Origin of the sequence: Moorena sp. SIO3E8 (assembly GCF_010692445.1) — a bacterium.
Taxonomy (GTDB): domain Bacteria; phylum Cyanobacteriota; class Cyanobacteriia; order Cyanobacteriales; family Coleofasciculaceae; genus Moorena; species Moorena bouillonii.
Genome location: NZ_JAAHHM010000018.1, coordinates 35009 through 46273 on the forward strand (window position 1 = coordinate 35009; position 11265 = coordinate 46273).

The 11265-nt window shown below is 44.4% G+C and carries 11 protein-coding genes; 6 read left to right on the forward strand and 5 right to left on the reverse strand.

Going from position 1 to position 11265, the window contains the following annotated elements; all coding sequences use genetic code 11:
* The first annotated feature begins 121 nt into the window (after positions 1-121).
* Positions 122-1384, forward strand: coding sequence for a methionine adenosyltransferase (gene metK, locus F6K46_RS09600; protein ID WP_293061305.1), 1263 nt, complete (start codon positions 122-124; stop codon positions 1382-1384).
* A gap of 327 nt (positions 1385-1711) precedes the next feature.
* Here metK and F6K46_RS09605 read toward each other — a convergent pair whose 3' ends face one another.
* Both F6K46_RS09605 and cofH read right to left on the reverse strand, forming a co-directional pair.
* Positions 1712-3427, reverse strand: a complete 1716-nt coding sequence (locus F6K46_RS09605) for a DUF3352 domain-containing protein (RefSeq protein ID WP_293061307.1) — start codon at positions 3425-3427, stop codon at positions 1712-1714.
* Between the two features lie 175 nt (positions 3428-3602).
* Positions 3603-4730: a 7,8-didemethyl-8-hydroxy-5-deazariboflavin synthase subunit CofH gene (gene cofH, locus F6K46_RS09610; RefSeq protein WP_293061309.1), complete on the reverse strand. Its 1128-nt coding sequence runs from the start codon at positions 4728-4730 to the stop codon at positions 3603-3605.
* Positions 4731-4919: 189 nt separating this feature from the next.
* On the opposite strand from cofH, the gene F6K46_RS09615 reads away from it, so the two are divergent.
* The 5 genes from F6K46_RS09615 (at position 4920) to ppk2 (ending at position 9889) form a co-directional block, all read left to right on the forward strand.
* Positions 4920-6764 carry a phospholipid carrier-dependent glycosyltransferase gene (locus tag F6K46_RS09615; RefSeq protein WP_293061311.1) on the forward strand — a complete coding sequence of 615 codons (1845 nt, stop codon included), beginning with the start codon at positions 4920-4922 and terminating at the stop codon, positions 6762-6764.
* Between the two features lie 128 nt (positions 6765-6892).
* Positions 6893-8101 carry a glutathione S-transferase family protein gene (locus F6K46_RS09620; protein ID WP_293061313.1) on the forward strand — a complete coding sequence of 403 codons (1209 nt, stop codon included), beginning with the start codon at positions 6893-6895 and terminating at the stop codon, positions 8099-8101.
* A gap of 2 nt (positions 8102-8103) precedes the next feature.
* Positions 8104-8310, forward strand: a complete 207-nt coding sequence (locus F6K46_RS09625; RefSeq protein WP_293061315.1) for a hypothetical protein — start codon at positions 8104-8106, stop codon at positions 8308-8310.
* A gap of 80 nt (positions 8311-8390) precedes the next feature.
* Complete coding sequence (locus F6K46_RS09630; RefSeq protein ID WP_293061317.1) at positions 8391-8753, forward strand: hypothetical protein; 363 nt, start codon at positions 8391-8393, stop codon at positions 8751-8753.
* A gap of 152 nt (positions 8754-8905) precedes the next feature.
* Entirely contained in the window at positions 8906-9889 is a 984-nt protein-coding gene (gene ppk2 / locus F6K46_RS09635) for a polyphosphate kinase 2 (protein ID WP_143727713.1), read from the forward strand.
* A gap of 14 nt (positions 9890-9903) precedes the next feature.
* Here ppk2 and F6K46_RS09640 read toward each other — a convergent pair whose 3' ends face one another.
* From F6K46_RS09640 to F6K46_RS09650, 3 genes are all read right to left on the reverse strand, one after another.
* Positions 9904-10362 (reverse strand): hypothetical protein, encoded by a 459-nt coding sequence (locus F6K46_RS09640; protein ID WP_075901604.1) that lies wholly within the window; start codon positions 10360-10362, stop codon positions 9904-9906.
* A 34-nt stretch (positions 10363-10396) separates the two neighbouring features.
* Positions 10397-10525 (reverse strand): hypothetical protein, encoded by a 129-nt coding sequence (locus tag F6K46_RS09645; protein WP_269087037.1) that lies wholly within the window; start codon positions 10523-10525, stop codon positions 10397-10399.
* Between the two features lie 495 nt (positions 10526-11020).
* Positions 11021-11194, reverse strand: coding sequence for a hypothetical protein (locus F6K46_RS09650; protein WP_293061320.1), 174 nt, complete (start codon positions 11192-11194; stop codon positions 11021-11023).
* Positions 11195-11265 lie beyond the last annotated feature (71 nt).

The following is an 11265-nucleotide window of genomic DNA, read 5'->3' on the forward strand; positions in this document are numbered from 1 at the left end:
TTATAAATAAAAAAAAAATGCTATAATTAAAGGTTAAAGTTTTGATAGTGGCGATTTCAAACAACTCAAAATGATCTATGCTATACAGGTTATTCAGAAATAGTTAAAGGAGAATTGATAATTGTCTCGTCGCTATTTATTTACCTCTGAATCCGTTACCGAAGGTCATCCTGACAAAGTCTGTGATCAGATTTCTGACACTATCCTAGATGCTATGCTCGCTCAAGATCACCAAAGCCGTGTTGCGGCTGAAGTGGTCGTTAACACTGGTTTGGTATTGATTACTGGTGAAATTACTTCTCAAGCCCAGGTTAATTTGATTGATTTGGCGCGGAAGAAAATTGCTGAAATCGGTTACACAGATGCTGACAATGGTTTCTCTGCCAACAGTTGCTCTGTTTTAGTTGCTCTTGATGAACAATCTCCTGATATTTCCCAAGGGGTGACTACTGCCCAGGAAAGTCGGCAGGAAATGAGTGACGATGAACTAGATGCCATTGGTGCAGGGGACCAAGGTCTGATGTTTGGCTTTGCCTGCAACGAAACCCCAGAACTGATGCCCATGCCCATCAGCCTGGCTCATCGGGTTTCTCGCCGTCTGGCAGCTGTACGTAAAACTGGTGATTTATCTTACCTGCGTCCTGATGGCAAAACCCAGGTCAGTGTGGTTTATGAAGATGGCAAGCCGGTTGGGATTGACACGATTCTGGTTTCCACCCAACACGATGCCACTATTGGTGATATTACCGATGAGGTAGCTGTCCAGGCAAAAATTAAAGATGACTTGTGGTCAGCAGTGGTGGAACCCTGTTTCCAAGATATCGATATTAAGCCGGATAACAAAACACGCTTCCTGGTGAACCCCACAGGGAAATTTGTGGTTGGTGGTCCCCAAGGTGACGCGGGTTTAACTGGTCGCAAAATTATTGTAGACACCTATGGCGGTTACTCACGCCATGGTGGTGGTGCCTTCTCTGGCAAAGACCCCACTAAGGTAGACCGTTCCGCTGCCTATGCCTGTCGCTATGCAGCTAAGAATATTGTGGCAGCAGGTTTAGCAGACAAATGTGAAGTCCAGCTGAGTTACGCGATTGGGGTGGCTAGACCCGTAAGTATCCTTGTAGAAACCTTTGGTACTGGTAAGGTGGACGAGGAGATTTTGCTGGAATTGGTCAACAAGTATTTTGAACTGCGTCCTGCTGGCATCATCCAAACTTTCAATCTGCGCGGATTACCAGCAGAACGGGGTGGTCGTTTCTATCAAGACACGGCAGCTTATGGTCATTTCGGGCGTACTGATTTGATTCTGCCTTGGGAAGAAACTGATAAAGCAGAAATCCTGAGGGAAGCTGCTGGTAAATCTGGTGCTGTATCGATGGCATAAAGTAGTACTCGGTTAACTCAAGGTGTTAGGTGTTAGGCATTAGGCTTTAGGGATGAGTTAAAGCCTAATGCCTAGTGCTATCAGCTATCAGCTATCAGCTATCAGCTTTTGTGAATAAGCGATGCAGCGCGGTCTTGGGGGTTTCCCCCACTCGCTATTGCATCAAGACAACAGGTAACCATTTGTTTAATCTGAGTTACGTCAGCCTAATGTAGATCGCTGACCACTGACCGCTGACCCCTGACCGCTGACCCCTGGCCCCTGACCACTGACCCCTGACCACTGACCCCTGACCGCTGAATGCTTACCTAATACCTAATAGCGTCTTTAGGGCTTTTGCTGATTATCTCCCTTCTTAGTTTCAGCAGCTTTACTAGGTTGAGACTGTTTTTTCAACTGAACAAAAAGTTGAAAGCGGGTACGATTGGGGTCGATTTTGGCAACCGTTAAGCCGATGGTATTAATTGCCTTTGCTAAGGTTTCTTGCTGGGTTGGTAGTTGGGCGAGATTGAGATTACTGCTGTTGAGGGTACGCTCAACATCAAGGAAAAATTGACCAGTGTTGGGATTAGGTTTGGTTGGTACGGTGTTTTGAAACAGAGGTGCTTGAATTAGTGTCTTTTGGGGTTGAGGAACTAGTTCACTAGCAATGGGGGCTCCTAGGGTGAAGAAGACTACATTCCCTTCTAACCAGCCGTGGGTAGCATTCACCCCTCCTAGAGTGGCTGTCCAGCTAACCATTGGTTGACCGTTCACCTGAGTTTCTACTACCGGTAACTGATAACTATTGGTGATTAAGTCATCCAATTGCTGTAGGGTTGCTTGAGCACCAGAGCGATCGCTTACTTTTACCATCAATGCTATCCCAGCTCCTAAGGGAGCAGAATAAGGATTATCCTGAAGCGCCAGTTGTTTGGGAGACATTGGTATTAAGGCTAGGGCAAACTCCCCTTCCATCCAAGATAGTAAATCCTTTTCCCAATCCAACCCTAAGGTGGTTTTCAGACCAGCTTGGAAATTGTCTGGGGAAATGGGGATTAGAGAATTTAATGCTCCTTGTTCGGTATAGTATTGCCAAAATTGTCTGATGTTACCCCCAGATATAATGCCTAGGGTACTCGCTGGCATCCGTCTAGGCAAAAAAGAACCGCTAGTTTCGTTACTGGCCTTAACAGTGCTTCTGGGTTTGACCCAGGAAATCCCTTCAAAACTTATCCCCTTTGGTGCTAGGGTTACTGTTGTGACTATGTCTTGCTTTAAGGGTTTAGTCGCTGTTTTTTCAGGCTGCTCCTGGGAATCAGTGGCTACTGCGGCTAAAAAAGTTGGTAGATTAATATACAACTGAGCAAAGGACTGATCAGCTTTAATCTGAGCGATCGCATCTTGGTAACCAGCTTTACTAGCTACGGAGATAGCTCCTTTGTAGGTGTCAATCACCTGATCAATAATTTTGGGGTTTTCACTCACCACTAGAAAACGCCCCAGCACTGCTACTGAGTACTTTTGGGAGTTACTCTTGTTCGTTTCGTAAACCTGAATACCTCTGTAGGTTCTCTCAACCCACTGTTTCCCTGATTGAGACTTGGCTTTTTTGAACAGCTCCATTGCTTGGGTTAGTTTGTCAATGGGTAGTACAATCAAACTGGGAAAAACTGATTGATCGTTTGATAAGACTGCTGGTGATAACTCTCTAGGGCTAAAGTATGCTAAGGTAACGTCTTGACCCAACCAAGGTTTGATATCTTCCTGATAGTTGTAGCCGTTAGCAGTTAGTAAATTTTCCTGCAACTGAGCAAGCTGTTTTTCCAAAATTTGTCGAGATTCAGTTGTGCCATAGTTTAGCAACTGCTGCCATTGTTTGGAATCTGTAGAAATTGATGCAGTAAAGAAGGCATTTTGCGGAACTAACTGGGTACTTACCTGAATATTTGGTTGGAAAATCTGCCGCCGCACTAGCAACCAGTAAGCGGTTACTCCACCGCCTACTACCAAGACGGCTGCTGCAAAAATTAGCAGTAGAGAAGATTTCTTTTTTTTTGTCATGGATTTGATTGCTAGGGACATCAATATAAGGGCTTATATCTCTGTGTGACCGTTGAATCTGATTAAAATTGGTTGTTCGTAAATTAATAATTAATAATTAATAATTATCAATTACCAATTATTAATTAACAGGTATGGTATCAACCAGATTAGAAGTGATTAACTGGATTTGATATTAGCTGTATATTGTATCTCGTTGCTGATAGGGACGCCCAAGGGATTGAATGGCTGCTTGTAATGTTTCTACTTCCATACAGGTACCCCCCATAGCTCCAGCCATGGTGGTGATATGCTCCTCCATTAATGTGCCACCAATATCATTACAACCCCATTTAAGGGCATCTGTCGCCCCAGCAAGTCCGAGTTTTACCCAACTCGGTTGGTGATTTTTAATCCAGTTCCCTAGGAAAATCCGAGCTACAGCTGTGAGTAATAGAGCATCTTTCAAGACTGGTTGATCCCGTCCAACACGATGGCGTAATGGTTTCGGGGCTTCCTGTCCGACAAAGGGCAGTAAGATAAATTCAGTGATTAAGCCAGGGTATCCCTGGTTACAGGCTTTTTGTTGAAGCGATCGCAATTTTTCCAAGTGTGCCATTTGTTGTTGGGGTGTCTCAATATGACCCGAGAGCATGGTACTGGTTGTGGGCATTCCCAGTTGATGAGCTGTTGACACAATCTCTAGCCAAGTGGCGGTATTGGTCTTTTCTGGACAGAGAATACGTCGGACATCATCATCTAAAATCTCTGCTGCTGTTCCTGGCATTGAACCAAGACCAGCCTCTTGTAGTTGAGCAATCACCTGGGCATAGCTAAGTCCATCTTGCTCAGCAATAAATTGCACTTCCTGGGGAGAGAAAGCATGGAGATGCAGCTGAGGAAACTCTTGCTTAATGGTTTTTACCAACTCTAGGTAATAGGGCAAGGTTGCCCCATTCATCTTGGCCTTGGGGTTGAGTCCGCCCTGCATGCAAATTTCTGTAGCATTCCGCCGCAGCGCATCCGCTGCCTTTTCATGAATTTGCTGCCAATCGAGCCAATAAGCCCCCTCTTCAGAGGCATCCCGACGAAAAGCACAGAAACTACAGTGCTGGGTACAGATATTGGTAAAGTTGATATTACGGTTGATAACATAGGTAACCGTATCCCCAACTTGTCTATAGCGCAACCGATCCGCAGTTTCTTGAATTGACGCTACGGCCTGAGCTTCAGTTTGCTTCAAAAGCACAACCCCTTCATCGGGTGATATATCAATACCCCCTAAGGCACGGTTGAGAATAGTATCAATACTAGTTGTAATCACAGCAATATTCAGTAAACCTATTCAGTAAATCTACAATGATCGCAGTGATCGCAGTTGAACACCTCCATGGTTTAGCCGCAAGGTGAAAATAACTTAGGGGCTAAAACCCCCTGTTTCCATATATTTTGTCTGTCATCTATTTCAATTCCATTGGCAAGTCTGCTCCTGTGCTGATTGAGGTTATTATTTTTGAAAACTTTCCTGAGAAGTCCCTGGTTTCACCCCCTGTTGCTATTGTGTTGGATTGCTATTGCCAGTGTTTTACGCTTCACTAACCTCACCCTGAAGTCCCCCTGGACCGATGAATTTGCCACAATAGTGTTCAGCTTGGGCAATAGTTATCAAACCTTACCCCTAGACCAAGCCATTTCCCTCTCTACCCTGTTACAACCACTGCAATTTAACCCAGAATCGGGAGCATCAGCAGTTATTCATCATTTATTTACTGAGGATCACCACCCTCCTCTATACTTTGTCCTCGCGAACTGGTGGATGAGGCTATTCTCCTTCGGTGTACAGGCGTTCGATGGAACATCCTTACAGGATAGCGACTTAGTAATTTGGGGAATGCGATCGCTTCCCGCCCTGTTCGGTATAGTATCAATTCCACTAATCTATGGACTGAGCTGGGTAGGGTTTCGTTCCCGGTTAGTGGCTCAACTAGCAGCAGCAATTATGGCTGTGTCTCCCTACGGTGTTTTTCTAGCCCAGGAAGCCCGTCATTACACCTTAGCTATTTTGTGGGTGATGGCATCCCTGTGCTGCTTAATTATTGCTGTACAACATCTTCAACGCCAGACTGTTCTACCGATTTGGATATCCCTGTCTTGGGTAGTGGTTAATTGTTTAGGTATAGCAACCCACTATTTTTTTCTCCTGACCCTCTGTGCTGAGGCCATGGTTTTGTTAGGACTTTGGGGATTAGCCAAAATTTCTCCTTCTCGACCCTATCCAATCCGCCGTATTGGTGCAGTTGCGGCAGGTAGTGCCATGGGAGGATTAGTTTGGTTACCGGTGTGGCTATCGAGTTACGATGCTCAGATGACCGAATGGATTATAAGTAGCAGTGACGGGAGTTGGGCTTGGAGCAAGCCAATTTTTCAAGCTCTCGCTGCTTGGATCACCATGTTATCGCTATTGCCGGTAGAGTCATCTTCCCTGATCGTGGTCATTGCTTCGGGTTTGGTGATGTTAGTGTTTCTAATCTGGTTGCTCCCAATTCTCTATCGCTATCTAAAAATACAACTAAATCACCCTCAGACTGCTTTGGTCACAGGGGTTTTAGGGAGTTTCTTGATTAGTGCGATCGCATTATTTTTTGGTATTACTTACTGCCTTGGTACTGACCTCACCCGTGGTGCTCGGTATAGTTTCGTTTACTTCCCTGCTGTGATTGTCTTAGTAGCAGCCGCCCTAGCCGTGATTAACCCTCACGCTTCAAGCACAAATTCCAGTGACAATAGTAGCCCTAGGAGCTCAAAAACTATAGCGCTAGTTTTGATAATGGGGTTTTTGAGTAGTATTACCGTAGTCAGCAATCTAGGCTATCAAAAATACTATCGTCCAGATTTATTGGTACCGATAATTGAACAACAGTCATCAGTACCGATACTAATTGCTACTACTCACAACACCTTGGTACAGACTGGTGAAATGATGGGACTGGCTTGGGAATTCCAACAGAAGGCTGATCAAAAACTATCCTCCCTCAATCCCCAATTTCTATTGGCACATCAAGACCAAATTCAGTGCCAGCAGAGCAATTGTCCTGCTGCTATCACTCTTAAACAAACTGTTGCTAATTTGTCAAGTACTCTAGATTTATGGTTGGTGAATTTTAACGCAACAGTTGAAGAGTTACCTAATTGTTCTGCTGAGAATTCTGTTAATAATTTAATATCCGTGGATGGTTACCAAGCTCAGCTTTATCACTGTCTTGGTTCTAAGCATTCAGCCGTCAGCAATCAGCCGTCAGCCGTTAGCCGTCAGCCGTTAGCTAAAAGCTCACGCTACTTGAGGTGCCGTCAGCCGTGAGCTAAAAGCTCACGCTACTTGAGGTGCTTATTTTATTCAATAGCTGATAGCTGAATGCTGAATGCTGAATGCTTACACAAAATCTGCGATAGTATCTTTTGTACTAAACTCTAATTAAAGCCACCCCCATGACCATCGCCCCCCTAACCTGGCAAGAACTAGAAGCTCTGACGGATTTTGAAATAGATACTGTTAATGGCGCTACTAACGCTCAATCTTGTTTGCGCCTATTTGGTTTTACTGAATCTGATATTCGGGTTACCCTATACCGAGATAACCACGCTTGGTGTCCTTACTGCCAGAAAATTTGGCTATGGTTGGAAGAAAAACAGATTCCTTATCGTATCAAAAAAGTAACCATGTTTTGTTATGGTAAGAAAGAACGTTGGTACAAGCATAAAGTGCCATCGGGGATGCTACCAGCCCTAGAGCTAGATGGTAACTTGATCACCGAAAGTGATGACATTTTAATCGGATTAGAACGGGTTTTTAAACCCTTAGAGCAAAGCATGAAAGACCCCGCTGTCATAAACCTAAGGCAGTTGGAGAGACTTCTGTTTAGAGCTTGGTGTACTTGGCTGTGCTATCCTACACGTTCATCTAAAGAAGAGCAACATCACCAAGACCAATTTATTCAAGTGGTGGAGATGGTGGAAAATGCCCTAAGCTCCACTCCAGGTCCTTACTTTCTGGATCAGTTCGGCACTGTTGATGTAATTTTCATGCCTGATGTCGAACGCATGAATGCCAGTCTTTATTACTACAAAGGCTATTCTATCAGGGAAGAAAATCCCCGATTGGCAGCTTGGTTTGAAGCTATGGAAACCCGACCTACCTATCGTGGCACACAGAGCGACTTCCACACCCATGTCCATGATTTGCCTCCCCAGATGGGGGGCTGCTGGTCAAACGATAAACCCCAGACGTTAATCAATCAGGCACGGGTGGACAATGGTCCTTGGGAAGGGCTACCGGATGTAACTTACCCAGAACCGGAGACTTCCCGTACTGAAGCTCTCCAACGAGTGCTTAAACACCGCACCAATATCATTCGAGTTAACCCCGCCGACGAGACCTTGTTTGATCCAGCCCTGCGTTGTGCCTTGACAGACATGATTACCGGGGAAACCTGTATGCCACCGTTGGGTTCAGATCCTGCTCTTAGATATTTGCGCGACAGAATTAGTGTTCCTCGGGATATGTCTATCTATGCTGCTAAGAGGCTCAGAGAGTCTCTGGAAAAAACTGCCTCTTTAGTAGGAAATGGTCAAGGTTCTGCTATTCCCATCCGTCACCGACGTGACCAAGATCCAGCTAACTTTGCCAAGGCGGTCTAGAGTTGCGATCGCTAAAAGCGATCGCACTAACTTTATCCAGCACATTAATCCTAGGGTGGGCTGCATCTCAATCCATGCTGTTTGACCCGGTGGTGCGTTACGGGGCGGCTCTCCCAACTCGGGCGTTGAGGCGGAAAATTAGGACGAGCGCCCCTAACGCACCCTACATCTGCCCTGCCCACCATACATCTGTTGGAGTCAGGAGTTAAAAGCTTGGAGTCATAATAATAAATTATAGCCATTGGCCCAATAGCTCTAAATAGAACCTAACTAAATTAATAAATTAACAATGACTAACAACGGCTCGAACAGATTAGATCGAATTGAAGCAACATTAGAACAGATGCTAGCTGTTCAACGTGAACTACAAGAAACACAATTAAAGTTTCAAGAAACACAATTAAGGTTTCAAGAGAACCAACAACGGCAAGAGACAATATTAGAACAGATGCTAGCTGTTCAAGCTGAACTACAAGCTGGTCAACTTGAACTACAAGAAAGACAATTAATGTCTCAAGAGAACCAACAACGACAAGAAAGGATATTAGAACAATTGATTGGATATAGCATCACCCAAGAATCTGATAAATTAAATTTAGAGGAAAGAATGAATGCCTTAGAGCAACGAGTTAGAGGATTAGAAAATCGGTGAATTCCCTCTTAGCTCAATTAATGCTTGGTTTTAGGCAAAGGGCAAATCCTAAAGTGGGCAGTGCCTAGCAAACCGATGGCTAGCTTGGTGAATCTGCCTGATCCACTGCCCACCCTAGATCAAGCTCAATACAAATACAGGGTTGTATAGCAATGAAAACTAAATCTATGAATGGGGATAAGTCCCAACGGGCCAGCAGAAAGAATCATCTACTAGCAGCAGATAGTAAAAAGAAAGATAAGAAAAAATTAAATAAGAAAAAATTAAATAAGAAAAAACTTAAGAAACAAAAGAAGGCCAATCTACCCAATTCAGAACGACGAGTATTCTACCACATCTCTGAGGCAGAAGGCAGCTCTAAACTTCCGAGGAAAATGTATGAAAAGGAGCTTGCCCGTCTGCAATTGGAACTGGTGAAAATGCAATACTGGACTAAGCATACTGGAACCCGCATTGTGATTGTGTTTGAAGGACGTGATGCAGCGGGTAAGGGAGGGACTATTAAACGGATTACCGAACCCCTAAATCCACGTGGCTGCCGAATTGTGGCATTGGGTACACCGAGTGATCGGGAAAAGACCCAATGGTATTTCCAGCGCTATGTAGCTCATCTGCCCGCAGCCGGTGAAATTGTCTGTTTTGACCGCAGTTGGTACAACCGCGCTGGGGTGGAGCATGTGATGGGTTTTTGTACCGATGCACAGTATCAGGAATTCATGCAAACCTGCCCAGAATTTGAGCAGATGTTGGTCAGATCCGGCATAATTTTGCTGAAGTATTGGTTTTCAGTTAGCGATGAAGAACAAGAACGACGGTTCCAATCTCGCACCACCGATCCCGCTCGTCGCTGGAAGCTCAGCCCGATGGATCTAGAATCTCGCGATCGCTGGGTGGAATATTCCCAAGCAAAAGACAACATGTTGGCTCACACCAATATTCCAGAAGCCCCCTGGTTCACGGTGGAAGCTGATGACAAAAAGCGGGCTCGCCTTAATTGCATCAGTCATATTCTCAGCAAGATTCCCTACGTTGATATGACACCGGAACCTCTAGAATTACCCCCACGCAAGAAGGCTCCCAATAACTATGTGCGCCCACCTCTGAATGAGCAATTTTTTGTGCCCCAGTTGTATTGACATTTGGGAACGTCCTAAAATTCAGGACTTAGGGGTTTCTTCCTGTATATTATTTCATTATCATTGGGCTGATCAAAGAACTGATAACCATTCCGATAAGCTGCTCTAGGGTCAAGTAAAGACTGAATCTTTTTGGAGGTTTCTTCAATAGCATGTAGAATCCTGCCAACGATATCAGTTTGCTTAGCTTTAACTAGCAACAAACACTGATTAGGATAAAAAACAACAATCAGCAAAGTATCTCTAGATTCCATCAAAATTTTTTCGTTGTTTACCAGACTAGGTAAGCGGTTAATAGATTTGTGAAACTCGATTATTTGATCGGCTATTTTTATAATTTCAGTTTTATTTAATCTACCTATTAACTCAGTAATTGGTAACTGTTTATAGAGAATAACTGCACCTAAAATGTCATCATATTCAGCTACTAAATCCCTAACAACGCTATCGTAATCTTGTTGTTTGTTTGACATATTGATTATGGTCATGGGATTAATTTTGATTAAACTACTCTAGCAAAGTGAAGAGGGAACAGGGAACAGGGAAACAGGGAACAGGGAATAGGGAATAGGGAATAGGGATCAAAATCATCTCAATTGCTACACGGATTGCTATCTTGATAGTCTTGAGAGGCATCCGATCAAACTATGATCACATTATTCCTGAATTAATTTGCTTCTATGATTCTAATCTTTGGGCTTAGTTTGTCTGTATCAAATTAAACCGATTTGCTTGGAAATCTTTTTACTTATTCACTTCATAACCGGATAAATCCTATAATTTCATGGGTTGGCTTGTATCTACAGAAAAGTGTGTTAATTAGGGCTGGCTGATTAACTCTCAAAGCATTGACAGATAAAGGTTTTAGCCTTGTTGGGTCGAAAAAAGTGCCAGCTTTTCGGTCGAAAAAGCTCAATAACTTAGCCTTTTGGGCAGACAACAGCATAAAAATCAAGGGACAATTCTTCCGACTACCTCCTATATAATTCCTGAGGTGGTGACAACAAGGCTAAAAAGTATACAGGGTGTGGGGTGACCGGGTGTGGGGGGTGGGGAAAATAGAAGCGATGCAGCTTCGGAACAGGGGGTTTCCCCCGGAGACGAAACCTGTTTATTGTGGAGCCTTTATAGTTAGCAGGTTATGCAGAAAAGGGTTAAAAACTTTTGAATAGCGATGCAGCGCGGTCTTGGGGAGCCAGTGCGGTCTTGGGGAGGCAGCGCCGCCAAAGGGGGTTTCCCCCATGAGCGACTGCCGTGGTCTCCCCCATGAGCAACTGGCGTGGTTTCCCCCATGAGCGACTGCATCAAGACAAGGCTCCACTATCTTACGGTAACTTCAAACCACTCGCGCAAAGCATGGCTGACAGGGAATTTGG